This is a genomic window from Myceligenerans indicum (assembly GCF_016742955.1).
Classification (GTDB): Bacteria; Actinomycetota; Actinomycetes; order Actinomycetales; family Cellulomonadaceae; genus Myceligenerans; species Myceligenerans indicum.
The window spans coordinates 12326-38742 of the sequence record NZ_JABBYC010000032.1 but is presented as its reverse complement, the minus strand read 5'-3'; the positions used below and the strand labels follow the sequence as shown (position 1 = coordinate 38742).

Genomic DNA, 26417 nt, shown 5'->3' with positions numbered 1-26417 from the left:
CATGGCGCCCAGACACGACAACCGGCGCGCACGGGTCCGTCCCCCCCGAAGGGCACCCCCCTCACGGACCCGTGAGCCCTCCGAAGCATGCGCGCCGCTGCACGAATGGAAGTCCGCGTGAAGCACCCCCACCCTGCTGCCGCACACCCTGTTGCCCGCTCCACCGCGTTCGCCGCGGTCCTGGCGATCGGCGCGCTGAGCATGAGCGCTCCCGCCATGGCGTCCCCCGTGAGCACGGCCACGGAGGGCATCGCAGCGCCGTCCACCACGCCCGGGACCCAGCCGGCAGCCACCGCATCCGTGGTGCTCGCCGACGCAGGGGTCACCGGACTCGACCCCGAGACCAGGAGGGCCCTGGCCGACGCGACCAGCGCCCTCGTCCAGGCCCAGCAACTCACCACGTCGGGCCATCTGAAGGCCAAGAACGCCGCCCGCATCGAGAAGGCCGCCACGGAGGTTCGCGAGCTCGTCATCGCCGCCACGGCCGACGGCACCCTCGCCGGCCCCGCCGTGGCCGCGCTCGAGGACCGCACGGGACGCGCCTCGCGCACCGGCGCCCGCTCGGCGCCGCCCACCGGGAACGGCTCGGCAGGGGCGGTGAGCGCGAACGCGTCGTCGGGAACCGACGTGTCGGCCGAGAACCTCAGCGAGGCAGCCGCCAACCTGTCCGGCCTCCTCGAGGCACCGGCGCAGAACGCCGTCTCGGACGTCGTTCCGGGACCCACGAAGGCGGAGATCGCTGCCCAGAAGGCCAAGGCCAAGGCGAAGGCGGAAGCCAAGGCCAAGGCCAAGGCAGCCGCACAGGCCAAGGCCAAGGCGAAGGCGGAAGCCAAGGCCAAGGCCAAGGCAGCCGCACAGGCCAAGGCCAAGAGGCAGAAGGCCGCGACCCTCGCCGCACAGGCCAAGAAGTACGGGAACGGTCAGATTCCGTCGAGCCTCCTGTGCAGCCTCGGATTCGACTCCGGGGAACAGCTGCGGTGCGACGCCGCGCTGGCGGCCGGGAAGCTGAACCGCGCGTTCCGGGCGGCGTTCGGGCGGAACCTCACGATCAACGACTCCTACCGGTCGTACGCGGACCAGGTGGCCGTCGCCGCGAGCCGAGGCGCGCTGGCCGCCCCTCCGGGAACCTCGAACCACGGTCTGGGGCAGGCCCTCGACCTGGGCGGCGGGATCTCGACGTTCGGCACCGCCGAGTACCGGTGGATGGTCGCGAACGCCGGGAAGTACGGCTGGAAGCACCCCGGCTGGGCGGAGCCGGGCGGCTCCAAGCCCGAGCCGTGGCACTGGGAGTACGGCACCGGAGCATGACCGAGCGGACGCTCCGGCACTCGGCCGGAGCGTCCGCCGCCGTCCCCTACCCCCAGCCGAGCTCGTGAAGACGCTTGTCGTCGATCCCGAAGTGGTGCGCGATCTCGTGCACCACGGTGATCGCCACCTCGTCCACGACCTCGTCCCTGGTCTCACAGATCGCCAGCGTCGGATTGCGGAAGATGGTGATCCGGTCCGGGAGAGACCCGGCGGCCCAGTTGTGGTCGCGCTCCGTGAGCGGGACACCCTCGTAGACGCCGAGGAGCCCGGGATCGCCGGCGGGGGGATCGTCCTCGACGAGCACGACGACGTTGTCCATCCGGGCAGCGAGATCCCCGGGAACCAGATCGAGCCCCTCGCTGACGGCCTGCTCGAACTCACCACGAGTCATCTCCACCACGAGGCCATCATGACCGACGCCGGCGCGTCGCGGGCCATCGGTTCCGCCGACCCGCCTCGCGGGCCATCGATGTGGCCGACCCGGTCCAGGGCCGGCGACACCGCCCGAAGACCGAGCACCCGAGCACCCGAGCGCCGGCCGCGCCGTCGTACGTCGGCCCCTGGCACGCCCCACATGAGCCGTGACGGATACGACATGGACGCACGCCGTGGCGCCTGTAGACTTTCCGCGTCCAGCCCCCATCGTCTAGCGGCCTAGGACCCCGCCCTTTCACGGCGGTAGCACGGGTTCGAATCCCGTTGGGGGTACGAGGAGGCGCCAAAGCCCCTGCTCAAGGCGGGCCTCGCCAGGTGTGAGGCACGCCATCGCCGCCGGAGTCGGATTCAATTTCCGGATCCGGCGCAGGGTGGGTTAGGCTTCTCTCGGTTCGCACGGCGGACCACCTTGGCCGCAGTAATGCGGCCATGGCCCTGTAGCGCAGTTGGTTAGCGCGCCGCCCTGTCACGGCGGAGGTCGCGGGTTCAAGTCCCGTCAGGGTCGCGCTTGACGGCCCGGTAACGTCGGTCTCGACGCACCGGGCTTTCGCGCACGACGCACCAGCGTCGCGGCTCTGTAGCTCAGTTGGTAGAGCGTTCGACTGAAAATCGAAAGGTCACCGGATCGACGCCGGTCGGAGCCACCGTCCACAGCGGGCCAGGAACTCAGGTTCCTGGCCCGCTGTTCGTTGTGCGGCACCGGTCCGTTGTGCGGCACGCACCGTATCCGGGTGGCACCCGCGCGACATCCACCTGCGCCGGCGCACTTGTTGACCAGAACACCAATGTGTCGAAGCAGTTGCCGAGACGCTCGCACCCACGTCGTCGGACAACTCATGCTCGCTTTTCCGCGCGCGGCCGAAACCACGTGCAGTTGCCTGCACAAGAGCTCGGAGACCGCACCGGCCTCATCCAGTTCGACTCAACAGTTGGTCGGTCGTCCAACTATTTCATGACCATACCGTCACATTGCCTCCACGTTGCGTGCGTCACACGCAGGAGGCCGCCGGAATCCGCGCCGCGCCGTGCTCTGGAATTGCCCTCCGCCTCCCCTACGGGTTGAGTTGACCTGAGCAGATACACGGCAGCGACCGCAAAGCCCGCGGCAAGGCACCGTGCACGGGAGGGGCACATGAGTCAGGACACGATGAACGGCGCGCCGCCGCAGGATCGCCCGACGTCGCTCGGCGGCCTCGTCGAGCAGATCAGCGAGCAGGCGTCGCGCCTGGTGCGGGCGGAGATCGCGCTCGCCAAGGCAGAACTCGCCGACAAGGCGATGAAGTCCGGGATCGGGATCGGCCTCTTCGTCGCAGCCCTCGTCGTGGTGCTGTACGGGATCGGCGTACTGCTTCTGGCGGCGGTCTACGGCCTGGGCACCGTCTGGCCCATGTGGCTCGCCGCACTGGCCGTGGGCGGGTTCCTGGTGCTCGTGACCCTGATCCTGGCCCTGGCGGGCCTCGCGCTGCTCAGAAACGGCACTCGGAAGCCGGAGAGCATGCAGCGCATCAAGGACGACGTCACGACCATCCGCACCGGCATCCAGGAAGGGCTGCACCGATGAGCACCGAGGACAAGGCACAGCGCAAGCCCTCCAAGGAGGAGCTCGAGGCAGAGGTGCTGCGCACTCGCGCGGAGCTCGCCGCGACGATCGACGAGCTGACCCTCCGCGTCAATCCCGCGCACCAGGCCCAGCGACTCGCGCGCAGCGCGAAGCAGGCGGCCGCGGGAGCAGGAAGCCGCGCGGCCGACGCCTTTCACCGGGAGAAGAAGAGCCCGGTGCCTGAGGGACACCGGGCTCGAAACACCAAGCTTCTCGTGGGAACCGCACTGGGCCTCACGGCCCTGGGCGCACTCACGATCGCCGTGGTGGTCCTGCGGCGCGCGCGGGGCTGAGCTAGGGCAGCACCCGGGCGCGCCGTCACCACTACCTGCCGACCCCGTCGGCTACGCGTCGGACTCCTCGGGACTCTCGGCCGCTGCACCGAGCAGCGCCCGAACCTCGGACTCCTTGTACCGGCGGTGTCCACCGAGCGTGCGGATCGAAGAAAGCTTTCCCGCCTTTGCCCAACGGGTTACCGTCTTGGGGTCTACGCGGAACAAGCTCGCTACCTCGGCAGGCGTGAGCAGGACCTCGGATTCACCGTGGATGGACATCCCTGCACCTCCTCCGGAACGGCGCCGGCCCTGGCGGCACCAGGTTCTTTGACGGCTCCCGCTCTCTCACCATTGTTAGCAGCAAACAGGATTTAGGCGACTTGAGAGCGGACTCATTTCGCTCACATTCTCCGACGCGTCTCTCCGCAACGGAGCGCCCTACTACGCAACCATAGCGCGAACCCCCGGCAGATGAGCGATTCGTCGTCATTTATCGCTATCGGGAACCATCATCTCACATCAATCGCCTACCAAGCCTTCACAGATGGCGGTTCGCGACGCGCGAACACCGTTGCGTCACGTCGGTCACGACAGACGACGACGCCTCGTCACGTCGTTGCGTCGGCGGCCTTCCGCCGCGTCCCGGCTCGAATGGTGCCGAAGATCACCGGCGCATCGGGCGAATCACACGTGCAGACTGGAGGAAACCACGTACAACCATGTACCGTTGGAGCCTGGACAGATCAAGCACACTCCGGGGCCGCACGTCTGTTGCACGTAGCCGCCCCGCTCCTACGTTGAGGGGGTCGGAGCCATGGGCCGCGGCCGTCAGAAGGCAAAGCAGACCAAGGTTGCTCGAGCGCTGAAGTACTACAGCCCTGAGACCAACTACCACGCCCTTGAGCAGGAGCTCCGAGGCGGGAAGTCCCACACGGACGTGGTCACGGACGATTCTCGCTGGAGTGCACCCGAGGACGAGGACTACGACAACCGCTACGCGGACTGGGCTGACTTCGACGACTCGAACGAACGCAACGAGCACTGATAACGAGCACTGATTCAGAGCTCGACGGCACGCGTCGTCAACACCCCAGCAGTCGATAGTCCTTCCTGAGCAGTTCCGCCGTGGTCGGAGCGCACCGATCGGCGCGCAGGACCTCGCCGGTCGGGACTGCCAGGGCACACGTTCCGGAACGGAAGGCCCCTGAGTTCCGGAACGTGCCCGTCCCTGGCAGTCCTGGCCACCGGCAACGAGGTGGACCGTCACTCGGCCTCACCGGTAGTCGTTCACCAGCCGCACCGCGCCGCCTTGCACGCCCTTCGTGCCACCCACCAGGTTCTCGATCTGCTCCGTGGGGTCATGGGCCTCGACCCGCCCGAGTTCCCACGCCGGCACGCCGAGCCCGGCCAGTCGGCTCAGAGCGGCGTCGGCCCCTTCAGGATCGACCACCGCCACCATCCCGACGCCCAGGTTGAGCGTGTTCTCGAGATCGCCGCGGGGCACACCGCCCAGCTCCCGCACCATCCGGAACACCGGCGGCAGCTCCCACGAGGCGCGATCCACGGTGGCCAGCGTTCCGCCAGGCAGGACGCGCGCCAGATTCGCCGCGAGCCCGCCCCCGGTCACGTGGGTGAAGGCGTGCACCCGCGCGGCGTCGTCGGCGGCCAGCGCGAGGACGTCACTCGCATACACACGCGTCGGCTCCAGCAGCTCCTCACCGAGAGTGCGCCCGAGATCCTCGACGTGCCGGTCCAGCTCCCACCCCGCGTGCCGCACGACGGCCCGCACGAGCGAGTACCCGTTCGAGTGCAGCCCGGAAGACGCCATGGCGATCAGGACGTCGCCCTCACGCACCCGGTCCGGCCCCAGGACGTCGTCGGCCTCCACGATGCCCGTGGCCGCGCCGGCGACGTCGTACTCGTCGGGCGCGAGCAGGCCGGGGTGTTCCGCGGTCTCGCCGCCGACGAGTGCGGTCTCCGCGACCTCGCACGCCTGGGCGATCCCGCGCACGATGTCCGCGACGCGCTCCGGGACGACCTTGCCGGTGGCGATGTAGTCGGTCATGAACAGCGGCTTCGCGCCGACCACCACGATGTCGTCCACGACCATCCCGACGAGGTCGAAGCCGATCGTGTCGTGCTTGTCGAGCGCCTGCGCGATCGCCACCTTCGTGCCCACGCCGTCCGTGGACGTGGCGAGCAACGGCTTGCGGTACTCCCGGAAGGCCGACATGTCGTAGAGGCCTGCGAAACCGCCCACGCCACCGAGCACCTGTGGACCCTGCGTGCGGCGCACGGCGTCCTTCATCAGCTCGACGGCCTTGTCGCCGGCCTCGGTGTCGACCCCTGCGGCCGCGTAGGTGAGCCCTTCGGATGTCACTGGTACTCCATCACTGGTCGGGTCGGTGGTCCGGGTCCGACGGCGGTGGCGCGACCGCGCCGGCTCGCGTCGGGGTCAGGGGCGGTCGAGAGCGCCGGACCCGCCGGCGGAGACCGTGAGGGCCGACAGACCGTCCTCGGGAGCCCCCAGGGGCAGCTCGGCCTGTTCGAGCAGGTGTTTGCCGAGCTGATCGTCCGACGGCAGCTCGATCGGGTACTTGCCGGTGAAGCAGGCGGCGCAGAGCTGTGACGCCGGCTGCTCCGTCGCGGCGATCATGCCCTCGGCCGAGATGTAGCCGAGACTGTCGGCCCCGAGCGACTGCCCGATCTCCTCCACGCCGAGGCCGTTGGCGATCAGCTCGGCGCGGGAGGCGAAGTCGATGCCGTAGAAGCACGGCCACTTCACCGGCGGCGACGAGATCCGCACGTGCACCTCGGCCGCTCCGGCCTCGCGCAGCATGCGGACCAGGGCTCGCTGCGTGTTGCCGCGGACGATCGAGTCGTCGACCACCACGAGCCGCTTGCCACGCACGTTCTCGCGCAGCGGGTTCAGCTTCAACCGGATCCCGAGCTGCCGGAGCGTGTCCGAGGGCTGGATGAACGTGCGCCCGACGTAGGCGTTCTTGGTGAGTCCCTGCCCGAACGGGATTCCCGACTCGGTGGCGTAGCCGATGGCGGCGGGAGTTCCCGACTCGGGCGTCGCGATGACGAGATCGGCGTCCACCGGGTGCTCGCGGGCCAGCTCCCGGCCCATCTCCACGCGCGCCGCGTGCACGGACCGCCCGTTGAGGGTGTGGTCCGGCCGGGCCAGGTAGACGTACTCGAAGACGCAGCTCGCACGCTGCGCGGTCCCGAACCGTGTCGATCGGAGGCCGTCGGCGTCGATACAGATCAGCTCACCTGGCTCGACGTCCCGCACGTACGACGCGCCGACGATGTCCAGCGCGGGGGTCTCGGAAGCCACCACCCAGCCGCGCTCCAGGCGGCCGAGCACCAGCGGACGCACGCCCTGCGGGTCCCTGGCCGCGTAGAGAGTGGTTTCGTCCATGAACACCAGCGAGAACGCGCCACGAAGACGCGGGAGGACCTCGACCGCCGTCGCCTCCAGCGTGTGGTCGGGGTCCCCGGCGAGCAGGGCGGTGATCAGCGCCGTGTCGGTGGTGTTCCCCCGGGCCAGCTCACCGCGGCGCTGAGCGCCGTACCGTTCCGCGACGAGGTCGACCAGCTCGCCGGAGTTGATCAAGTTCCCGTTGTGTCCCAGGGCGACCGTGCCGGAGGCCGTCGGGCCGAGAGTGGGCTGCGCGTTCTCCCACGTCACCCCGCCCGTCGTCGAATAGCGGCAGTGCCCGACGGCGATGTGGCCGGTCAGCGCGTTCAGCGCGGTCTCGTCGAAGACCTGGGACACCAGTCCCATGTCCTTGTAGACGAGAATCTGATCGCCGTTGCTCGTCGCGATACCGGCGGACTCCTGGCCCCGGTGCTGGAGCGAGTACAGGCCGAAGTAGGTGAGCTTGGCGACTTCCTCGCCAGGGGCCCAGACCCCGAAGACGCCGCAGGCGTCCTGGGGGCCCTTCTCCCCGGGCATCAGTTCATGGTTGAGGCGGCCGTCCGGGCGCAGAGGCATGCCATGAGTATCCCATGAAGGCGGCGCGCCACGTTCATACGGTCCCACGGGCGGATGTGACGTGCGTGACCCGCACGATCGGCGGTCCGGCGCGCCTCACGCCCGCCGGCGGGAGCGGCCGCGCTCGTACCTGCGCACGCTGCGGCGGTCTGCGAGGACAGCCAGCAGGCCTGCCACGAGGGTGGTGAGGGTGCCCGTGAAGGCGGTGATCACCGCGACGTACACGCCGGGCTTCAGCATCCCCTGCGCCTCCGGTGTCCCGACGACGAAGAGGCCGAGGCCCAGGCCGATCACTGTCCCGACCACGGCGCCGGCAAGCAGGAACCGGCCGACACGGGGCGCCCGGCGCACATCGGCAGGGCTGACAACGTCGCGCAGGGGCAGCCGGGCATCCGGCGCCTGATCGGCCGGGTGCACGGGGTCCGAGCCGGGTTCCGGTGCGGTCGAAGGAGTGTCGCTCACGGTCCCAGCCTAAGAGGTCGCGGGGGCGGACGGCGTCGCCGCCTGCCGTCGACGACGTCGAGCGGTCGGCGGGTCGCGCACGCGACCCGCCGACCGCTCGACGCTCAGGTCACTCGGCGACCGGCACCCACGGGCTGGCCCACCACCTGAGGCCCGGCGCCCAGTGGATGTTCGGGCGCTTCGCCTCGTAGACCTCGCCGCGGTACATCACCTGGTCACCCCACCAGTAGAGCCGCCACGGCTGCCACTCCGGCGCGGACGGCACGGCGGCATCGACCGTCACGGGCACCGCGATGCTCGTGGCGGACGGCTCGGCGACGACGTACAGCACGTACTCGCCCGCTTCCGTGTCCGCCGGGACCGTCGCCGTGAGCGACGTCGCACCGTCCGACACGGATGCCGTCCCGAGCGGGACCCCCCCGGAGACGTCCTCCCCCACGGGGGCGAGCACGGCCTGGGCGTCCGTGTTCCGCGGAGCGCCGAGCGAGGTGAGGTCGAGGCCCGCGAGGTCCACTGCCACGTCCTCGCCCGCCGTGACCGTGCCCGGCAGAGCCTCGGTGACCGCGTGCGAGCGAGCGAACGACGGCGACAGCGGCGAGTTCGTCCGGATGTAGTCCATCCAGGCGTCCCGGTCCACCAGGCCCGAGTCCCGCACGTCGGTCCCCTGCGTGAACACCCGGAAGTTGTCGCCGCCCGACATCAGGAACGAGAACGTGGCGACGCGGTACTCCGCCGCGGGGTCGACCGGCACGCCGTCGATCGTGATGGACGAGATGTTGTCGCCCGGGGTGGCGTTCGGATCGTCGGTGGACGCCGTGTACGAGACGTTGTCCGACAGGCCGAGCGCCAGGTAGGGGCGAGACGGACGTTCGCCCGCCTCGTCCGTCTGCCACTGCTGTTCCAGCAGCGTCTTGATCTGCTCACCGGTCAGCGTGACCGTGAGCAGGTTGTTGACGAACGGCAGCACGGAGTTGGCCTCGGCGTACGTGACGACGCCGTCGCCCTCTGCGCCCGAGGCCGCGTACAGCAGCTCGCTGCGCAGCCCGCCGGGGTTGGCGACACCGAGGTCGGCGCCCCCGCGCTCCTCGCTCGCGAGGGAGTCGCGCAGGGCGTTCGCCACGAGGTTCCCGAGCGCCGACTCCGACGCGCGGTCGTCCCGGTCACCGCCCGTCCAGACGCCGTCCACGTACTCGCCGCCGGCGAACGCCGTGGTGATGTCGGACGTGACCTCACCGATCGGCTGTGCGCCGATCTCCTCGGCCTCCGCCAGGGCGGCCTGCACGATCGTGTCCACCTGCGCCACGCGCGGGTAGGTCGCGATCAGTTCGTCGTCCGGTGTCCCGGTGCGACCGACGTTCTGGGCGGTGTAGTCCGTGACCTCGAAGGAGTCGGTGTCCACCGTGAGCGACACGTGGCCCACGTTGGAGCCGTAGTCACCGGTCTGGATGATCGGCCGGGTCTCGCCGTCCGTGCCAGGCACCGGGGCGTCCCACGCGTACTTCTTGTGCGTGTGACCGGTGAAGATGACCGCGACGCGCGGGTCCGTGCGCTCCACGATGTCCGCGAACGGACCGCCTGCGGCGACCTCCTCGTCGAGCGTGGCGCCCTCCGGCGTGCCCATGCTCGCCCCTTCGTGGGTCATCGCGACGACGAGGTCCGCCTCACCGTTCTCGGGGTCGCCGTCCAGGAGCTCGTCCGTGACGCGGTTGATCGCGTCCACGGGATTGCCGAACTCGAGGCCCTCGATCCCGGCAGGCGTGACGAGCGTGGGCGTCTCCTCCGTCACGACACCGACGAAGCCGACGTCGACCCCGCCGATCTCCTGCACCGTGAACTCCGGCAGCGCCGGCTCGCCCGTGGTCGCGTCGTACACGTTGGCGCCCAGGTAGTTCCAGTCGGCCGCGTCCGTGACGCGGCCGGTCAGGTCGTCCATACCCTGGTCGAACTCGTGGTTGCCCACCGACGACGCCGTCATCCCGAGCGCGTTCAGCACGTCGATGGTGGGCTGGTCCTGCGCCACCGCAGAGGCGAACAGCGAGGCACCGATGTTGTCACCTGCCGCGACGAGCGCGGTGGCGTCCGGGTTCTGCGCGCGGAGCTCCTCGACCGTTCCGGCGAACCCGACGGTGTGTCCGTCGATCCGGCCGTGGAAGTCGTTGATGCCCAGCAGGTCGATCGTCGTCGTACCCGGCTCGGTCGTGCCTTCGCCCAGGTCGAGACCGACCAGCAGCGGGTCGTGGTCCGAGGACCGGAACGGCGTCTCGTCGTACAGGATGGTCGCGTTGTAGTTGTACCGGCTGTACTCGTTCGCGACGGGCTCGTACGAGTTGATGTTCCAGATGTCGGTGCCGGTCACGGCCTCGACCGCGCCCGGGGAAGCCAGCACGTGGTCGAGCGAGCCGACCTGGCCCCCGTAGTTGTAGGAGTACTCACCGGTGGCGGCGCCGAGGTCGACGTAGCCGGCGTCGGTCACGACCTGGATCGGGTCCTCCTGCTCGTAGGCGTTGAAGTCGCCCACGAGCAGCACCTTGTCCGTGCCGGCCGCCGCTGCCTGCTCGTCGGCGAACGCCACCAGCGACGTCGCCTGGCGGACGCGGGACTCGTTGGAGTTGCCCTGGCCGTCGCCCTGGTCCGTGTCGCCGGGCCACGGCCCGACCGAGCCCTTCGACTTGAAGTGGTTGGAGATCACGAGGACGTCGTCGCTCGTGTCGTCCGCACCGCCCGCCGGCTGGAACACCTGCGCCAGCGGCTCACGCGCGTTGCCGAAGGCCTCGTCCCCGGTCAGGATCGTGGACCCGCCGACGGGCTCAGCCGTGGCGGTGCGGTAGACGAACCCGTTGCGGATCACGTCCTCGTCCGCGGGCAGCTCGGCCGGGGACTCGACGTATGCCCAGGTCCCAGCGCCTGCCGCAGCATTCAGCGCGTCCGTCAGGTCGGAGAGCGCCTGGTCCCGCGACTTGCCGAGGAAGTGCGCCGAGTTCTCGATCTCCTCGAGGGAGACGACGTCCGCGCCGAGCGCGGAGATCGCACCGACGATCTTGACCTGCTGGCGCTCCAGGTCCTCGTCCTCGGCGGCGCCGCGGGCGTCGCACCCTCCGGACACGGACACCGGATCGCCCTCGCGGTCCGTGTAGTACGTGCAGCCCTCGAGCTCGTCGCCCGTGGTGGTGAAGTAGTTCAGCACGTTGAAGGTGCCGACCTTCAGCGAGCCACCCACCTCGGCCGGCGAGGCCTCACGGGTGTCCTCGAACACCGCCGGCTGCAGGGCGTCTGCCGTGTCGGGCGTGAGCTGGCCCTGCGGCTGCAGACCCCAGGCGCTGTACCGGTAGTCGAGCACGACCGGCGCGGTGAACTGCACCGCGGCGCCGACACGCACGGGCGCACCGCCGGTGAGCCAGGGCAGCGGCTTCGACTGGTTCGAGGAGGAGCTGTAGTTCCACGAGGCACCGTCGTCGAGCAGCAGGCCGCGCGCGTCGTTGTCGGCGATCTGCGCGTCGTACGCCGCCGAGAGCGGCCGGCCGGCCGAGGTGGGCTGCACCAGTGGCGAGTCACCGGCCGCCAGACCGATCGTGCCGTAGTAGTTGGTCCGGTAGTTGTCCGTGACCGTGAAGTCGCCCTGCGGCGCCAGCAACATGCCTTCCAGGGCCTCACGCCCGGCATCGGTCGCGGGCCACTCGGTGAGCAGCGGTTCGACGGCGGCGCCGTCGTCGAGCACCGTCCAGGCCTCCGGCGTGATCTCCGTCAGGCCGTGGTACTCCGACACCGCTCCGGTGAGCTCGACGGAGTCGCCGACGGAGAGCTCCGCCGCTGCCGCCGCGGAGTAGACGAAGACGCCGTCCGAGGCGCCTGGTGTCGCGTCGGCGGCGGGGTCTCCGCCGGTGCCCCCCGTCTGGAGGTAGAGGCCGTTGAAGCCGCCGGTGGGGTATGCGGCCGTCACGACGCCACGCGTGGTGACCGTCTCCCCGGCCAGGGGGGAGGCGTCGCCGGTGCCCTGGATCTCGGCGATCGGAGTGACGTCCGCCTCGTCGGCGAGAGCGGGGGCCGCGAACACGGCCGAGGTGGGGAGGGCGAGCGCGGCCGCCAGGCCTGCCGCCAAGGCTCTTGGTCGCTGGACCGGTCTGGACGACCGGGGCGTGCTGGGTGTCACGCTGACTCCTTCTGCAACAGCGGGCCGACACGCGGCCCGGGAACGACTCTGCCAAGTGGTGCGCGACGTCGATCGGCGCCGCTGTACCCGCCACAGCGCGGGAGCACACACCGCTGGTAGGGGCACACAGGCCCAAACCAACCATCAGACCGTGAACCACCGGTTACGACCGGAATAAATCCGCCTTGTCCACCGAAAGGCACCGCCTCGGTCACGCATCCGTGAGAGTAGTTGGGGTCACGGACATCCACCTGCGCGAGGCGGTTTCGCGTCAGCCCACGCGGAGGTGCAGCGGCAGGAACTGGGAGAGGTCGGCGCGTTCGCCGGAGGCGGTGACCCGCCCGTCCGCGACAGCATCATCCCAGGTCACACGGCCTGTCACGAGCTCGAGCCACGTCGCCGGATCGGTCTCGACGACATTCGGCGGCGTTCCCCGCGTGTGGCGGGGACCCGCCACTGCCTGGACCGCCCCGGCGGGCGGTACACGCACCTCGACGGCATTCCCCGGGGCGACGTCGGCCAGTTCCTCGAGCGTGAAGCGAACCGCCGTCGTGATGTCGCGGCGCTCACCCACGCCCTCGGACCACGCCACGAGAGCGGCACGGCCGGTCACTGGATCGGTTCGGCGACGTGGTGGCATGCGGTCAGCATAGGAGGGGACACCGACACGCGGCGCTGTCACCTGGTACCGAGCCCTCTCAGGCGGACGAGTTGTGGCACCCTTCCCGAATGACGCAGCACAGCGACGCCCCCGCGCCGCCGGCGACCGAACCCAGCCTTCAGGAGTTCGGCGAGACGAACGACGGAGACCTCGGCACGGACGAGGCCCGTGGGCGAGAGGGCCTGCGTGCGTGGCATCGGTTCGTCGGCTGGTTCCTGTGGCTCTGCTCGCTCCCCGTCCTCGCGGTTCTGGGCTCGCGTGCCGTCCCGGACGACGGCATCACCCCGGTGGCGCAGCTCGTTCCCTTCTTCACGTACGCCCTGGCCGCCGCGGTCGTGCTGCTGGTGCTCGCCGTCACGGCGCGGCGACAGCTGCTCTCGGCAGTCCTGGTCGTGTGCGTGGGCGCGGGCGGCTTTCTCGCGGGGTCGTCGTTCCTCCCCGGGGAGCACGCCGCGACCGGGGCGGACCTCACGGACCCGAGAACTCTGCGGCTGATGACCGTCAACGCGCTGTACGGCTCGGCGGACGCCGAGTGGATCGTCGGGACGGTGCGCGCCGAGGAGGTCGAGATCCTCGCGGTCCAGGAGCTCACCCCCGAGCTCGACAGGGAACTGGCGGACGCGGGGCTCGGCGAGCTGCTGCCGCACCAGGTGACCGGCAAGGTCGAGACCGGTAGCCCGGCAGGTAGCGGCCTCTACTCCGCGCTGCCCCTGCGGGACGAGCGAGCGGGCGAGTCCTCGACGTTCGCGATGCCGTCGGCCGTGATCGACGCCGGAGGGCTGGACGTACGGATCCGCCTGGTCCATCCGGTGCCCCCGATGCCGGGCGACACCACGACCTGGAAGCGCGAGCTGGCCGGCCTCCGTCAGGTGACGCACGCGGACACGACGCCCCAGATCCTGCTCGGCGACTTCAACGCCACCTACGATCACGCGTCGTTCCGTGATCTCCTCGGAGGACGCTTCCACGACGCCTGGCGGGAGAAGGGTGTCGGGCTCGCGCGCACCTGGCCCGAGGGCAGATCCCTCCCGGTGCTCGGCACGCGGATCCCCGCGCTGATCCCCGTGGACCATGTGCTGGTGGACGACTCGATGCGCGTGGGGGACGTCCGCTCCCGGATCGTCCCGGGCAGCGACCACCGGGCGGTGCTGTCCACCGTGGTGGTGCGCTGATCGGCCAGGCTGCTCAGCGGGCCCGGATCCACTCCTGCGACGGGGGCACGGGACCACTCCCGGCGGGCGACGCGGCCACCTGGTCCGGTATCAGCTTCATGGTGTCCGCGCCAGGCGGCCCGGCAGTCCCACCCGGAACCTCCGTCGCGGCAGGCTGATCGGGCGCGACCGGCTCGGCCTGCGGCTCCGGGGCCCGGTCCGGAACGTGCTCGGCCCCTGGGGAACGCGCGGCGTCGTCACCGCCCAGGACGAACTCCACCTTGTGCGCATCGACGTCGGCCACCGAGAGCCGCACCAGAACCGGCTCCCCGAGCGGGAGGTCCCGCCCGACGACGTCCGCCCGGACCGCCGGTTCGGCCAGGACGACGGTGCCCTGCGAACCGCCGTCGTCGACGTCCACGATCACGCCCTCGAACTCCTCGCCGACGCGCCCGGCGAGGATCGTCGCCTCGACGATCTCCACGACGGCGCGCTCGAACTGCGCCGCGCGGCGGCCCGCGCCGGCCATCTCCCCGGGGAGCGACGGCAGCGCCGACAGCACCCATCCCGGCACCTGCGTGCCCGCGGCCAGCGAGAGGCAGATCTCCGTGGTGTAGCGGTCCACGAGCCTCCGGAGTGGCGCGGTCACGTGCGCGTAGTCCGCCGCGATCGCGTGGTGACGGGTGTCCGCCGGCACCGGTACGGGTCCGGAGCCGTCCTGTCCCGGCTGGCCGAACGCTACGTAGCCCGCCCCGCGGAACAGGGTCGTCGCCTCGTTGAGGAAGGCCGCCTGCTGCGGCACGCGGGAGTCCAGACCCGGAACGAGGTCCGCGTACGGAACGGCATCGGGCCAGTCGATCCGCAGCGCCCGGGCCGTGCGACGCAGCCGGGCGAGGTCGCGTTCGTCCGCCTCCGGCAGTGTGCGCAGCACGCCCACGCCCGCCTCGCGCATCATGGTCGCCGCGGCCATCCCCGTCAGGAGCGAGATCTGTGCGTTCCAGCCCTCGACGGGCAGGTTGCGCCGGAACTGCAGGGCGAACGACCCGTCCTCACCGCGTTCCACCTCCTGCTCGGGCACGTCCAGCGAGACGCCGCCCCGCTCACGCTCGCGCTCCAGGCGCAGGCGGCCGACGACGGCCAGGAGCCGCAGCGGCTCGCTCGCGGTGCCGTCGTCCAGGGCTGCCTGTGCCTCCGCGTAGGTCAGCCGCTCACGGTTACGGACCAGCGCACGGACGACCGTCGCCGTCGTGAGTTCCCCGCGCGAGTCCAGCCCGATGGTCCACAGGGCGGCAGGCCGGTCCTCGCCCGGCAGGAGGCTTGCCGCGCCCTCGGAGAGTGTCTTCGGATGCAGCGGTGTGCTCGTGTCCGGGCCGTAGACCGTGAGGCCGCGACGGTGCACCTCGGCGTCCAGCGCGCCGTCCGGGTCGACGAAGGCGGCGAGGTCCGCGATGGCGTACCTGACGATGTACCCGTCGCCCGACCGCGCCACGTGCACCGCCTGATCGAGATCGAGCGAACCCGGCGGATCGATCGTGACCAGTTCGAGGTCCCGGCGGTCCTGACGGGTGAGCCCGTCCGGACCGCCGTCCGGGTCCACCGCGATCGTGCGCTCCGCGGCGATGCGCGTCTCGTCGAGGACGTCGGCGGGGAACATCGGCGGAAGCCCGATCTCGGCACGCAGCGCGGCAAGAGCACCCACCACACTGTCCGGCGTGACAGGCGCGAGGCGCATCTGACGGTTCGGCATGCTGCCGAAACTACAGCGTGTGGCAGAACTCGCGACTTGTGCCGAGACCCGGCGCGACGGCCTCAGCCGAAGATGCCCGGAAGGGTGCCTTCGTGCGTCTCGCGTGCCTCGTCGAGCGGGATCTCGAAGTGTCCCTCGATCTCGACCGTGTCGCCGCCGGTGACGCCGAGCCGCAGCGCCGGGACGCCGTACTCGTCGGCGAGGTGGATCAGATCGCCCTCGTGGTCCTGGGTGACGGCCACCAGGACCCGCGCCGTCGACTCGCTGAACAGCGCGACGAACGGGTCCACCTTGTCGCGGCCGGTCACGCCCTCGAGCGCGATCCTGGCGCCGACCCCGAAGCGCAGCGAGGCCTCCAGCACGGCCTGCGCGAGCCCGCCCTCGGACAGGTCGTGCGCGGCGACCTCGAGCTCGTCCTTGCGGGCGGCGACGAGGAGCGCCGCGAGCGACCGCTCCGCGTCGAGGTCCACCTGCGGAGGCAGGCCTCCGAGGTGACCGTGCACGACGTCGGCCCACGCCGAGCCGTCCAGCTCGTCGCGGGTGGTGCCGAGCAGCATCACCGAGAGCCCTTCGGTCCGCCAGCCGGACGGCAGCGCGGTGCGCACGTCGTCGAGCACGCCGAGAACTCCCACCACCGGCGTGGGGTGAATCGCCGAGTCGATCTGTCCGGGCTCTCCGGTGCCGTTGTACAGGGAGACGTTGCCGCCGGTGACCGGCACCGAGAGGGCCTGGCACGCGTCCGCGAGCCCCTCGATCGCCTCCACGAGCTGCCACATGGAGTCCGGGTGCTCCGGCGACCCGAAGTTCAGGCAGTCGGTGACAGCGAGCGGCTCGGCCCCGACGGTGGCCACGTTCCGGTACGCCTCCGCGAGGGCGAGCGCGGCGCCGGTGCGGGGGTCGAGCTTGCCGTAGCGGCCGTTCGCGTCGGTGGCGAGCGCGACGCCGAGCCCGGTGGTCTCGTCCACGCGGACCACGCCGCCGTCGTCGGGCTGGGCCAGGGCCGTGTTGCCCTGGACGAAGCGGTCGTACTGGTTGGTCACCCAGGACTTGGAGGCGAGGTTCGGGGAGCCGAGCAGGCGGAGCGCCGTCTCCCGCAGTTCGTCGCCGCTCCCCGGACGGGCGAGCCCGGCGGCGATGTTGCCGTTCGCGTTGAGGCCGTCCTGCCACTCGGGCCGGGCGTAGGGCCGGTCGTAGACCGGGCCCTCGTGGGCAACGGTCTTCGGGTCGACGTCGACGATCCGCTGCCCGTGGTGGTCGATGGTGAGCCGGCCGCTGCCGTTGACCTCACCGATGACGGCCGTCTCGACGTCCCACCTGCCGGTGATGGCGAGGAACTGGTCCAGCTTGTCGGGACGGACCACGGCCATCATGCGCTCCTGCGACTCCGACATGAGGATCTCGCCGGCGTTGAGCGTGGGGTCGCGCAGCAGGACGTCGTCGAGGTCGACGTGCATGCCGCCGTCACCGTTGGACGCGAGCTCGCTGGTGGCGCAGGAGATTCCCGCGGCGCCGAGATCCTGGATCCCCTCGACGACGTCGGCCCCGAAGAGCTCGAGGCAGCACTCGATGAGCACCTTCTCCATGAAGGGATCGCCCACCTGGACGGAGGGCCGCTTGGCGGGGACGCCGTCCTCGAAGGTCTCGCTCGCCAGGATCGAGGCGCCGCCGATGCCGTCACCACCGGTGCGCGCGCCGAACAGGACCACCTTGTTGCCCTGGCCGGACGCGCTGGCGAGGTGGATGTCCTCGTGCCGCAGCACGCCGAGGCAGAGGGCGTTGACGAGCGGGTTGCCCTGGTAGGAGCTGTCGAAGACGAGCTCGCCGCCGACGTTGGGCAGGCCGAGCGAGTTGCCGTAGCCGCCGACACCGCTGACCACGCCGTGCACCACGCGCGCCGTGTCGGGGTGGTCGACCGCGCCGAACCGGAGCTGGTCCATGACGGCGGTGGGCCGGGCACCCATCGAGATGATGTCGCGGACGATCCCGCCGACGCCGGTCGCGGCGCCCTGGTAGGGCTCGACGAACGACGGATGGTTGTGCGACTCGACCTTGAAGGTCACCGCCCAGCCGTCGCCGATGTCGACGACGCCGGCGTTCTCGCCGATGCCGACCAGGAGGTTGCGCTTCATCTCCTCGGTGACGCGCTCGCCGAACTTGCGCAGGTGCGCCTTCGACGACTTGTAGGAGCAGTGCTCGCTCCACATCACCGAGTACATCGCGAGCTCGGCGGCCGTGGGACGGCGGCCGAGGATGTCGCGGATGCGCTGGTACTCGTCCTGCTTCAGACCCAGCTCGCCGTACGGCTGGGCCTCCTCGGGCGTGGCCTCGGCATTCTCGACCGTGTCGAGGACGGGGCGGGCGGCCTGGGACGCGGGCGCGGTCATGTATCCCTCGCGTGCAGTGGGGGAGCGCAGAGCAACGGCTGCGCGGGAACGTTGCGCGGAAGGCGCGGACACAGTCTATCCGGCACACGGCCCGAACGCCGTGAGATCACCGGTGAGACGCGCCACCGCAGGTCAGCCCATTGCGGACGGTGATCAGGACGAGAAGCCACGGCGAGATCCCCACCAGTCGGGCATTTCTCGTTCCTCGTCGAACCATCGTGCGACGACGATGTCGGTGGACGAGTGCAGCACGATCGAGAGCACGATCGTGACCGCCACCAGGGCGAACACCTCGTTCGCCGCAGCAATGGGCGAGGTCAGCACGATCACCCCGTAGATGACGGAGGCGAAGCCCTTGGGGCCGAACCAGGCGACGGCGATCTGTTCCCTGGCGGGCAGACCAGATCTGAGGAAGGAGACCCAGATCGCCAGCGGACGGGCGACGAACAGTGCGAGCACGGCGAAGATCCAGCCGAGCGCCCCCACCGAGCCGAGCATCTGCGGGGTGATGAGCGCGCCGAAGACCAGGAGGGCCGCGAGCTTGAAGACTTCCGCGAGCAGTTCACCCAGTTCGTGGAAGGTCTCGCGCTGCCGTTGCCCGAAGGTCGCGACCGTCACACCCGCCGCGAACGCCGCGAGGAACAGGTTCCCGTGAGTCGCCGAAGCGATGGCGAAGACCATGAGCCCGATCGCGAGCCCGTTCAAGGGTTCGTACTGGACGGAGGCCGAGAACCAGCGGGTGTGCTCGAGCTTGATGGCGAGCCACGGGATCACGACGCCGATGGCGATTCCGAGCACGATCTCCAGTGCGAGCTCGCCCAGATGCAGGTCCGCGCTCCCCTCGGCGATCCGGAGGAAGATGATCACGAACGGCAGGGCGAGCCCGTCGTTCACCCCGGACTCCACGTTCAGCAGGCTTCTCAGGCGCGGCGGCACCTTCTCGTTGCCCACGAGCGCGGCCGCGAAGACGGGGTCGGTCGGGCTGAGGATCGCCCCGATGAGCAGCGACTCCACCCAGCCGAGCCCGACCAGGTAGTGGGCCACGAGTGCCGTGATCGCCAGGGTGAGGGGCAGCCCCCAGCCAAGAGCCCGCCCGGGCAGCCGCCATGCGGACCGCAGGTCGGACCAGCCCACCTTCATCCCGTCGCTGAACAGGACGGCGAACAGGGCGATCTCCGCGAGCGTGTTGATCAGCGCGTCGTCCGGGGACAGCGAGACGACGCCGGAGACTCCGTCGCCCAGCACGAAGCCGGCCACGAGGAAGAGCACGGCGGTGGACAGGACCGTGCGGTGCGCCAGGCCGGACAGCAGCACGGCGGCGAGCAGCACGCAGGCAAACGCGGTGAGCAGGGTCATCGGGAATGATTGTGAGGCATCTCATCGACCAAGGTCACGCTGTCGCGCACACCACACCGCCGCACCTCGCTCACAACCTCCGCCGGCTATGTCGGAAATGCCCACTTTGCGGAACTTACCAACCCCGGCAAAAACCGGCCCTGACCAGGGGGTTTCGCGCTCATACCATAAGGTGGTTTGATTCGCACATGCAGATGCTTCGCACTTTCGCCAAGGATGCCTTCCGATTCGGACTTGCTTCCTGGCGATGGCTTGGTATCAGCGGCAAGACCCCGCGCTTCACCACCTGCTTCGGCGACGTGTTCCTGGAGTCCCTCGAGGGCTGGTGGTTCCTGGACACGATGGAGGGAACGCTCGAGCTGCGCTGGACCACGGCGGTGGACATGTACGCCGAGCTCGAAGCTCCCGAGGGCCGCACCACGTATCTCATGGACGACGTCGTCCGGGACGCCGAACAGCGTGGTCTGCGACTGGGGCGCAAGGACGTCTTCACGTTCAACCCCCATCCCGCGCTCGGCGGCGACATGACGGCCGACAACCTCACCACCATGCGGTTCAGCCTCGCGCTCAACTGGGCGGGAACGATGCACGAACAGCTCCGGCAGGTACCCACCAGTTCGGCGGCGCAGCCTCAGGCGCCGGCAGCCACGCACTGGGTCCACGAGGCCCCTCCGGTCCGCGTGGACACGGCGCACCCGGTCTACGCCGAGCCTCACCCTCCGACGGGATCGTTCGCGGTGACCGGAGCGTACGGCACCGTCCCGCCCCAGACCGGAGCCCACTACGTCCCCGACACGGGCACCTTCCCGCACTACGCCCCCCAACAGAACGCCTACGAGCCGCGGCCCGCGACCGGATCCCAGATGACCGGACAGCACATGGCAGCGCCGGGCCCGCACGAGGACCCCCGTCCCTACGTCCAGGCCGGAGACCCCCCGGCCTGGGACGACATCTGGCGTCGCTGACGAGCGGCCGCCGTGCCGGCGCGACGCCGCGGCTCCCGGATCCTGCGCTCCCGCTCGGTGCGCGCGATTCGGCTCAGTTCGGCCACGGTCACCGTCCGCGCGTGGCGCAGCAGCCGAGTCTCCAGCGCGGCACGCCCACCCCGGTGCAGCCCGCACGTGTATCCCAGAATGGTCTGCGCGTGACCGTAGGAGATCCTTCCGCGCCGCAGCGCGGCGAGAGTACGCGGATGCTGATGCACCAGCGCGCGCGACTCCTCGACGAGCCCGGCCGCCGCCTCCGGGGACACGCGCAGGACACTCGCGAGCCTGTCCGCGACGATCCCGGCCGCGACCTCCTCGGCCTCCTCGGCAACCGCGTCGTCGCCGCCGACCGCCCCGGGAAAGATTTCCTCGAGATGTTCGGCCGCCCACGCCCCGAGATCGCTCATCAGCACCGCACGCGAGGCCGCGAGCGACGCCAGGAGCGCATCCACCGCCGCGACCGCGTCGACCGCGTCCGCGAGCGATCGGAAGTGGTCCGTCTCGACTGCGACCGTGCCGCTCGCCATGACGACCGGCCTGCTGGTGGTAGTGCTGTTGTCGCCCATTGCTACCCCTCCCGGGTCCTGCGGTTCGAACAGGTGTTCTAACCATAGCGACGTCACGCGGGAGCCGCCACCGCAACACTCCGGGAGAATGAGGCCGTGCGCGCCTCACACGTCATCGCCGTCGCGGCCGCGGTCATCGTCCTGGCCGCTCTGCTCGCCTCGCGCGCGGAGCCCGGCGACGGCCGCGAGCCTGCGGCAGAGGCGACGCACACGGAAGCGGCGATGCCGGCTCCCGGCGGCGACGACCCCGGCCCGTCGGCCTCGGCCGCACCACTGGAGCACGCGAGCGTCGCCGCCGCGGGCATCGACCTGGAGATCGCCGCCGCCCGGGTGACGGTCGGCGCCCTGCGGCCGGACGGCACGCGCCAGGTCACGACGTCAGGTGCGCCCTCGTTCTCGGTCAGGACACCGGGAGCAGATGTCGTCGAGCACGGCGACGGGAGCGTGACCGTGCGCCGCGACGGCACGGCCGTCGCCGCGCTGACACCCGTCGACGACGGGTCGGCGAGGCGGTCCGCGGGCACGGCCACCTTCACGCTCGGCGACGACGCTCTCAGCTCGGCGACCTGGGCACAGCGAGAGGGCGAGGGTGGGCTCTCGCTCGCCGTCGTCCCCGAGCCCTGGGTGCGTGGTGCCGGTGAGGCCGCGCTCGATCTGCTCACGGCGCAGCTCGCGTCCGCCGAACCCGAGACCGACAGCGACACGATGCGCGACCAGCTCGCCTGCCATCACCTGGGAGCGCCCGACAAGGCGACCTGGAACCTCGAGCCGTGGCGACCGGACGTCGGGATGCTCGGCACCATCGCGGCACGCTGCAACCCGACGGATTCCTGACTCCCGGCCGCACCCGTGGGCGGCCCGGCCCCGCTCCCACGAGGCGACACGCGGATGTGATGGGATCGTGACTTAGCACACGTCGATTCGGCGTGCGAGTCAAGCTGTGATCAGGTTTCCTGGAGGAGGTGCAGGCGTCGGCAGAGGGCGTCACGGCACCGGAAGACGCCGTCAGCAACCCCCAGCTGATCCTTGTACGGCCCCAGGGTCGTGGCAAGCACCACCCCCGCGTCCCCAGACCACGTGGGAGCCCCGTGCAGGGGCATCAGCACCAGCACGGCAGAACCTCGGCAGGGAGGCTCCCGATGACTCGTGTACTCGCCCTGGGAACGATCGTCGCCATCGGCTGCGGCATGCTCCTCGGACTCGCGCTCGCGTACGGCCAGTGGATGTTCGCCGTCGGCATCCTCATTCTCGGCGTCGGAAGTGCGACGGTCGTCGCACTCGCCGCGCCGGAGCCGACACCCACGATGGCGCCCATCATCCTCAGCGGTCCCGTCGTCCGCCCGACGATCGAGCTGGACGACGCCTCGGAAGCCGGCGCCGATCGCGACGCGGCCGCCGAGATCCCGGGGACGGCTCCGGCGCCCACACCGGCACTGCTCCCCCTCGATCCGGACCGCACCATCCCGAACGCGGCCTGACCGGCGGCCGTCCCGCCCCGCGGCAGGGCCGGCGGCCCTGCCGGCAGGGGCAGCAGCCGGCCCCGCAGGCCGGCGGCTCAGAGAGGCGTGACCGTACCGGTGAAATGACGCGTCGTGCGCCCCGTACGCCAGCCGTCGTAGACGAAGCCTCCGGCAGGACCCGCCGCGACGTCGGCGCCGGCGTCCGACGCGTAGCGGACCGCCACGTCGACCGAGCCCGGCAGCAGCACCGGCTTGTGGAACTCGGCGGTCCATTCGTACGCGTCACCGCGCCGGGCCGGGCCCACCTCGGCCAGCGCGCGTGCCGCCGTGTACATCCCGTGCGCGATCGCACGCGGGAAGCCGAAGGCCTTCGCCCCGAGCGCGGACAGATGGATCGGATTCCGGTCGCCCGAGACCGCGCCGTACTCCGGCCCTACGCTCCTGCCGAGACTCCAGCGCGCCGTCGGCAGCGGCGGGGTCCAGGACGGGCGCTCCGCGTCGCGCCGTCGCGACACACCACCGTCGGTTCCGGGCCCCGCGTCGCCGGACACGGCATAGCCCTTGGCCAGGTACGTCGAGACCGCACGGTACGCGAGCGCACCGTTCACACGGGCCTCGGCCACCACGTCCACCCGCACGCCGCGCCGGTGTGCGCGCGCGTTCTCGGCCCAGGCACGGATCTCCAGCCGGTCACCCAGCCGCACCGGGAACAGGACCCGGGCCACGTTGCGCAGGTGCACCATCCCGAGCAGGCCCAGCGGGAAGTCCTTGCGCACCATGACCGCGGTCGCCAGCGGGAAGGCGAGCACGTGCAGGAACCCTGCGGGCAGCACGTCCGACGACGGCTCCCCGACCACGTCCTGGTATGCCGCCAGGCGAGCTGCGGCATCAGCGGTGTCGACGTCCGCCACCCGGTACGCCACCGCGGGCAGCACGACGCCGGCCCGCGGACGCTTGACCACCGACGCCGCCGCGCCCCTGGCGTACAGCCCACCGAGCGTCGGCACCTCGGCGAGATCCGTGACCGTGTACGACGACGGAGCCCCCTCCTCGGGGGCGTTCGTCACCTCGTCCGCGCTGATCACGGCGGTCACTTACCCACCAGGTGCTGGCCGCACACGCGCAGCGTCCGGCCGTTGACGCCCGCGGCAGGATCGGACGCGAGGAAACAGATCGCCTCGGCGATGTCCACGGGTTCGCCACCCTGCGCCAGGGAGGGCAGCATCCGTGCCACCGATCGGGTGGCGAACGGGATCCGCGCGGTCATCTCGGTCTCGATGAAGCCCGGCGCGACGGCGTTCGCCGTACCGCCGGCGGCCGCCACGAGCGGGGCGGTGGCTGCCGTGTGCCCGATGACCCCGGCCTTGGAGTAGCCGTAGTTGGTCTGGCCCTTGTTTCCGGCGATGCCGGAGGTCGACGCCAGCGACACGATGCGCAGGCCCTCGACGCCCGCTTCCAGGAGCCGCTCGTTGATCCGCAGCTGCGAGGCCAGGTTGACGGCGATGACGGAGTCCCAGCGGTCGGCCTTCATGTTGGCGAGCAGCTTGTCCCGCGTGATACCCGCGTTGTGCACGAGGATGTCGAGGCCACCCAGGGGCTTGGCCGCCGCCAGGATCTTGTCCGCGGCGTCGTCCGCGGTGACGTCGAGCTGGAGCGCGACACCGTTCACGGAGTTGGCAACGGCCGACAGCGCCTCGCCCGCAGGCGGCACGTCGACCACCACGACCTTCGCCCCGTCGCGGGCCATCGTCCTCGCGATCGCCGCGCCGATGCCCCGCGCGGCGCCGGTCACGACCGCGACCTTGCCGGCCAGCGGCTGGTCCCAGTCGATCTGCCCGGAGGCGTCGGAAGGACCCACGGGGAGGATCTGCCCGTCGACGTAGGCCGACTTCGCCGAGAGGAAGAACCGCAGGGTCGCGACGGCCGAGACGGAGTCGACCGCCGCGCCGTCGGTGAGCTGAACGCCGTTCGCGGTGGAGCCGCCGCGCAGTTCCTTGCCGAGGGAGCGGACAAGGCCCTCGACGCCCGCGCGGGTCGCCGCGAGCGCGGGCGCGTCGCCGTCCTCCGGAGCGCGGGAGACGGCGACGACACGACCGTTGCCGGCCAGCTTGCGCAGGGTTCCGCCGACGGTGAGGACCGCCGCCGAGACGTCCTCGGGATGCGTGGCCCCCGAGAGCACGAGGACGACGGCACCGAGCTTCTCCCCCTCGGCCAGGTCGGCCGAGCGGCGTACGTCGAGGTCCCAGCCGGCGAGGACCTTGGCGACGGCATCGCCGTCGGCGGCCGAGGCGTCGTCGGACACCACGAGCACGGGGCCGACGGTGAGTGGGCTGCCGGCCTTGTACCGGCGCAGGATCGCGGGCTGGGGAAGCCCGAGCTTCTTGACGAGCGGCTTGAAGCCGCCGTTGGCAAAACGGGTGTAGCTGTCGGTCACGGTGCCCTCTTGGATCGTGGTGGTCGAAACGTGCTGGAAGCGACTGCGGACGCGAGACGGCTCAGGCGGACTCGACGAGCGCGGTGACGCCCAGGCCGCCCGCCGCGCAGACCGAGATCAGGGCGCGTGCCGGGCTGCCGGTCTCGGCTGCCTTGGCGTGCACCAGCTTCGCGGCGGTGGCGACGATCCGGCCGCCGGTCGCGGCGAACGGGTGGCCCGCGGCGAGCGACGAGCCGTTCACGTTCAGCCGGCTGCGGTCCACCTTGCCGAACGCCCCGGGCAGTCCCAGCTCGTCGCGGCAGTAGTCCTCGTCCTCCCAGGCGGCCAGCGTGGTCAGGACGGTCGAGGCGAACGCCTCGTGGATCTCGAAGAAGTCGATGTCCTCGAGAGTGAGCCCGTTGCGCGTCAGCAGGCGGGGAACGGCCGCGGCCGGGGCCATGAGGAGCCCTTCGTGACCGTGCACGAAGTCCACGCCGGCCGTCTCGGCGTCGACGAACTTCGCGAGGACCGGCAGGTCCCGCTCCTCGGCCCAGTCCCGTGAGCTGAACAGCACCGCGGACGCGCCGTCGGTCAGCGGGGTGGAGTTGCCGGCCGTCATCGTGGCCGGAAGGGGCGCGCCGTCGTCGCCCGTCAGGCTCTTGCCGAAGACAGGCTTGAGCTTCGCGAGCTTCTCCGCCGAGGTGTCGCCGCGGACGTTGTCGTCGCGGGACAGCCCGCGGAAGGGCGTGACGAGGTCGTCGAAGAAGCCTTCCTCCCAGGCACGGTGGAGGTTCTGGTGCGACTTCAGGGCGATCTCGTCCTGCGCCTCGCGGCTGATCCCCCACTTCGCCGTGGTGAGGGCCTGGTGCTCGCCCATGGACAGGCCGGTGCGCGGCTCGCCGGTGTCGGGCGTCTCGGGTGCGAGCCACTTCGGGTGTCCCAGGACCGGGAGCAGGGCCTTGATGCGGTCTCCGGTGGAGCGCGCGTGGCTCGCCTGCAGCAGCGCACGGCGCAGGTTGTCGCCGACGGCGATCGGCGCGTCGGAGATCGTGTCGGTCCCGCCGGCGACGGCTGACTCGATCTGGCCGAGCTTGATCTTGTTGGTCACCGCGATGGCGGCCTCCAGGCCGGTGCCGCAGGCCTGCTGCAGGTCGTACGCGGGCGTGGCCGGTGCCAGGGACGAGCCGAGCACGCTCTCGCGGATCAGGTTGAAGTTGCGGCTGTTCTTCAGCACGGCGCCGCCGACGACCTCGCCGAGGAGCTCACCCTGCAGCCCGAAGCGGGCCACCAGGCCCTCCAGGGCGGCCGTGAACATGTCCTGGTTGCTGGTCCGGACGTACTTCTTCCCGGCACGGGAGAACGGGATGCGGTTGCCGCCGATGATGACGGCCTCTCGGGTGGTGGGAATGGAAGAGGCCATTTTCGTCAGGTCCTTCACGTCGTTTGGGAAGTTCTTGGGCGGA

22 protein-coding genes and 3 tRNA genes are annotated in these 26417 nt (G+C 70.8%); 11 read left to right on the top strand and 14 right to left on the bottom strand.

The window, feature by feature from the left end:
• Positions 1–117: 117 nt before the first annotated feature.
• Positions 118–1308, top strand: coding sequence for a D-alanyl-D-alanine carboxypeptidase family protein (locus HGK34_RS15335; protein WP_201848942.1), 1191 nt, complete (start codon positions 118–120; stop codon positions 1306–1308).
• A 46-nt stretch (positions 1309–1354) separates the two neighbouring features.
• Here HGK34_RS15335 and HGK34_RS15330 read toward each other — a convergent pair whose 3' ends face one another.
• On the bottom strand, positions 1355–1699 hold the full coding sequence (locus tag HGK34_RS15330; protein ID WP_201848980.1) for a metallopeptidase family protein: 345 nt from the start codon (positions 1697–1699) through the stop codon (positions 1355–1357).
• Between the two features lie 244 nt (positions 1700–1943).
• On the opposite strand from HGK34_RS15330, the gene HGK34_RS15325 reads away from it, so the two are divergent.
• From HGK34_RS15325 to HGK34_RS15305, 5 genes are all read left to right on the top strand, one after another.
• Positions 1944–2016: transfer RNA gene (locus HGK34_RS15325), tRNA-Glu, on the top strand.
• A gap of 158 nt (positions 2017–2174) precedes the next feature.
• Positions 2175–2248: transfer RNA gene (locus HGK34_RS15320), tRNA-Asp, on the top strand.
• A 66-nt stretch (positions 2249–2314) separates the two neighbouring features.
• A tRNA-Phe gene (locus tag HGK34_RS15315) sits at positions 2315–2387 on the top strand.
• A gap of 488 nt (positions 2388–2875) precedes the next feature.
• Entirely contained in the window at positions 2876–3304 is a 429-nt protein-coding gene (locus HGK34_RS15310; RefSeq protein WP_201848940.1) for a phage holin family protein, read from the top strand.
• Positions 3301–3636, top strand: coding sequence for a DUF3618 domain-containing protein (locus tag HGK34_RS15305; RefSeq protein ID WP_201848938.1), 336 nt, complete (start codon positions 3301–3303; stop codon positions 3634–3636). Before HGK34_RS15310 ends, HGK34_RS15305 begins: the two co-directional genes overlap by 4 nt.
• A 51-nt stretch (positions 3637–3687) precedes the next feature.
• Here HGK34_RS15305 and HGK34_RS15300 read toward each other — a convergent pair whose 3' ends face one another.
• Positions 3688–3897 carry a BldC family transcriptional regulator gene (locus HGK34_RS15300; protein WP_201848936.1) on the bottom strand — a complete coding sequence of 70 codons (210 nt, stop codon included), beginning with the start codon at positions 3895–3897 and terminating at the stop codon, positions 3688–3690.
• Positions 3898–4432: 535 nt separating this feature from the next.
• On the opposite strand from HGK34_RS15300, the gene HGK34_RS15295 reads away from it, so the two are divergent.
• A complete protein-coding gene (locus HGK34_RS15295; RefSeq protein WP_201848934.1) occupies positions 4433–4663 on the top strand; it encodes a DUF3073 domain-containing protein in 231 nt (76 codons plus the stop codon).
• A 228-nt stretch (positions 4664–4891) separates the two neighbouring features.
• On the opposite strand, the gene purM is transcribed toward HGK34_RS15295, so the two are convergent.
• The 5 genes from purM to HGK34_RS15270 all read right to left on the bottom strand — a co-directional run bounded on the left by purM (position 4892) and on the right by HGK34_RS15270 (position 12870).
• Positions 4892–5998: a phosphoribosylformylglycinamidine cyclo-ligase gene (purM, locus tag HGK34_RS15290; RefSeq protein WP_201848932.1), complete on the bottom strand. Its 1107-nt coding sequence runs from the start codon at positions 5996–5998 to the stop codon at positions 4892–4894.
• 75 nt (positions 5999–6073) lie between these two features.
• A complete protein-coding gene (gene purF / locus HGK34_RS15285) occupies positions 6074–7621 on the bottom strand; it encodes an amidophosphoribosyltransferase (RefSeq protein ID WP_201848930.1) in 1548 nt (515 codons plus the stop codon).
• A gap of 96 nt (positions 7622–7717) precedes the next feature.
• The gene (locus HGK34_RS15280; protein ID WP_201848928.1) at positions 7718–8083 is read right to left on the bottom strand and encodes a hypothetical protein; all 366 of its coding nucleotides are present in this window, start codon (positions 8081–8083) and stop codon (positions 7718–7720) included.
• Between the two features lie 109 nt (positions 8084–8192).
• Complete coding sequence (locus HGK34_RS15275; RefSeq protein WP_307815985.1) at positions 8193–12230, bottom strand: ExeM/NucH family extracellular endonuclease; 4038 nt, start codon at positions 12228–12230, stop codon at positions 8193–8195.
• A gap of 271 nt (positions 12231–12501) precedes the next feature.
• Positions 12502–12870, bottom strand: a complete 369-nt coding sequence (locus HGK34_RS15270; RefSeq protein ID WP_201848919.1) for a sterol carrier family protein — start codon at positions 12868–12870, stop codon at positions 12502–12504.
• Positions 12871–12959: 89 nt separating this feature from the next.
• Here HGK34_RS15270 and HGK34_RS15265 point away from each other — a divergent pair, with 89 nt between their 5' ends.
• The gene (locus tag HGK34_RS15265) at positions 12960–14063 is read left to right on the top strand and encodes an endonuclease/exonuclease/phosphatase family protein (protein WP_201848917.1); all 1104 of its coding nucleotides are present in this window, start codon (positions 12960–12962) and stop codon (positions 14061–14063) included.
• A gap of 13 nt (positions 14064–14076) precedes the next feature.
• Here the strand turns inward: HGK34_RS15265 and HGK34_RS15260 are convergent, their stop codons facing one another.
• The 3 genes from HGK34_RS15260 to HGK34_RS15250 all read right to left on the bottom strand — a co-directional run bounded on the left by HGK34_RS15260 (position 14077) and on the right by HGK34_RS15250 (position 19529).
• Positions 14077–15789, bottom strand: coding sequence for an RNB domain-containing ribonuclease (locus HGK34_RS15260; protein ID WP_201848915.1), 1713 nt, complete (start codon positions 15787–15789; stop codon positions 14077–14079).
• Positions 15790–15851: 62 nt separating this feature from the next.
• Complete coding sequence (gene purL / locus HGK34_RS15255; RefSeq protein WP_201848913.1) at positions 15852–18173, bottom strand: phosphoribosylformylglycinamidine synthase subunit PurL; 2322 nt, start codon at positions 18171–18173, stop codon at positions 15852–15854.
• Positions 18174–18326: 153 nt separating this feature from the next.
• Entirely contained in the window at positions 18327–19529 is a 1203-nt protein-coding gene (locus HGK34_RS15250) for a cation:proton antiporter (protein ID WP_201848911.1), read from the bottom strand.
• A 188-nt stretch (positions 19530–19717) separates the two neighbouring features.
• On the opposite strand from HGK34_RS15250, the gene HGK34_RS15245 reads away from it, so the two are divergent.
• Positions 19718–20494, top strand: a complete 777-nt coding sequence (locus HGK34_RS15245) for a T6SS immunity protein Tdi1 domain-containing protein (RefSeq protein ID WP_201848902.1) — start codon at positions 19718–19720, stop codon at positions 20492–20494.
• On the opposite strand, the gene HGK34_RS15240 is transcribed toward HGK34_RS15245, so the two are convergent.
• Positions 20443–21081 (bottom strand): DUF222 domain-containing protein, encoded by a 639-nt coding sequence (locus HGK34_RS15240; protein ID WP_201848900.1) that lies wholly within the window; start codon positions 21079–21081, stop codon positions 20443–20445. The two genes, HGK34_RS15245 and HGK34_RS15240, sit on opposite strands and share 52 nt — an antisense overlap.
• A 96-nt stretch (positions 21082–21177) precedes the next feature.
• Between HGK34_RS15240 and HGK34_RS15235 the strand changes: the two genes are divergently transcribed.
• Positions 21178–21915 (top strand): DUF2599 domain-containing protein, encoded by a 738-nt coding sequence (locus HGK34_RS15235; protein WP_201848898.1) that lies wholly within the window; start codon positions 21178–21180, stop codon positions 21913–21915.
• Between the two features lie 305 nt (positions 21916–22220).
• Positions 22221–22559, top strand: coding sequence for a hypothetical protein (locus tag HGK34_RS15230; RefSeq protein ID WP_201848896.1), 339 nt, complete (start codon positions 22221–22223; stop codon positions 22557–22559).
• Between the two features lie 77 nt (positions 22560–22636).
• On the opposite strand, the gene HGK34_RS15225 is transcribed toward HGK34_RS15230, so the two are convergent.
• The 3 genes from HGK34_RS15225 to HGK34_RS15215 all read right to left on the bottom strand — a co-directional run bounded on the left by HGK34_RS15225 (position 22637) and on the right by HGK34_RS15215 (position 26374).
• Positions 22637–23626, bottom strand: coding sequence for a MaoC/PaaZ C-terminal domain-containing protein (locus HGK34_RS15225; protein WP_372433139.1), 990 nt, complete (start codon positions 23624–23626; stop codon positions 22637–22639).
• 5 nt (positions 23627–23631) lie between these two features.
• Positions 23632–24975, bottom strand: a complete 1344-nt coding sequence (locus HGK34_RS15220) for a 3-oxoacyl-ACP reductase (RefSeq protein WP_201848894.1) — start codon at positions 24973–24975, stop codon at positions 23632–23634.
• 61 nt (positions 24976–25036) lie between these two features.
• Positions 25037–26374, bottom strand: a complete 1338-nt coding sequence (locus HGK34_RS15215; protein ID WP_201848892.1) for an acetyl-CoA C-acetyltransferase — start codon at positions 26372–26374, stop codon at positions 25037–25039.
• Between the last annotated feature and the right edge of the window lie 43 nt (positions 26375–26417).

Coding starts and splice junctions, on each gene's coding strand:
- HGK34_RS15330 (WP_201848980.1), bottom strand. CDS start 1,699: ATGACTCGTGGTGAGTTCGAGCAGGCCGTCAGCGAGGGGCTCGATCTG.
- HGK34_RS15310 (WP_201848940.1), top strand. CDS start 2,876: ATGAGTCAGGACACGATGAACGGCGCGCCGCCGCAGGATCGCCCGACG.
- HGK34_RS15305 (WP_201848938.1), top strand. CDS start 3,301: ATGAGCACCGAGGACAAGGCACAGCGCAAGCCCTCCAAGGAGGAGCTC.
- HGK34_RS15300 (WP_201848936.1), bottom strand. CDS start 3,897: ATGTCCATCCACGGTGAATCCGAGGTCCTGCTCACGCCTGCCGAGGTA.
- HGK34_RS15295 (WP_201848934.1), top strand. CDS start 4,433: ATGGGCCGCGGCCGTCAGAAGGCAAAGCAGACCAAGGTTGCTCGAGCG.
- purF (WP_201848930.1), bottom strand. CDS start 7,621: ATGCCTCTGCGCCCGGACGGCCGCCTCAACCATGAACTGATGCCCGGG.
- HGK34_RS15270 (WP_201848919.1), bottom strand. CDS start 12,870: ATGCCACCACGTCGCCGAACCGATCCAGTGACCGGCCGTGCCGCTCTC.
- HGK34_RS15265 (WP_201848917.1), top strand. CDS start 12,960: ATGACGCAGCACAGCGACGCCCCCGCGCCGCCGGCGACCGAACCCAGC.
- HGK34_RS15260 (WP_201848915.1), bottom strand. CDS start 15,789: ATGCCGAACCGTCAGATGCGCCTCGCGCCTGTCACGCCGGACAGTGTG.
- purL (WP_201848913.1), bottom strand. CDS start 18,173: ATGACCGCGCCCGCGTCCCAGGCCGCCCGCCCCGTCCTCGACACGGTC.
- HGK34_RS15250 (WP_201848911.1), bottom strand. CDS start 19,529: ATGACCCTGCTCACCGCGTTTGCCTGCGTGCTGCTCGCCGCCGTGCTG.
- HGK34_RS15245 (WP_201848902.1), top strand. CDS start 19,718: ATGCAGATGCTTCGCACTTTCGCCAAGGATGCCTTCCGATTCGGACTT.
- HGK34_RS15240 (WP_201848900.1), bottom strand. CDS start 21,081: ATGGGCGACAACAGCACTACCACCAGCAGGCCGGTCGTCATGGCGAGC.
- HGK34_RS15230 (WP_201848896.1), top strand. CDS start 22,221: ATGACTCGTGTACTCGCCCTGGGAACGATCGTCGCCATCGGCTGCGGC.
- HGK34_RS15215 (WP_201848892.1), bottom strand. CDS start 26,374: ATGGCCTCTTCCATTCCCACCACCCGAGAGGCCGTCATCATCGGCGGC.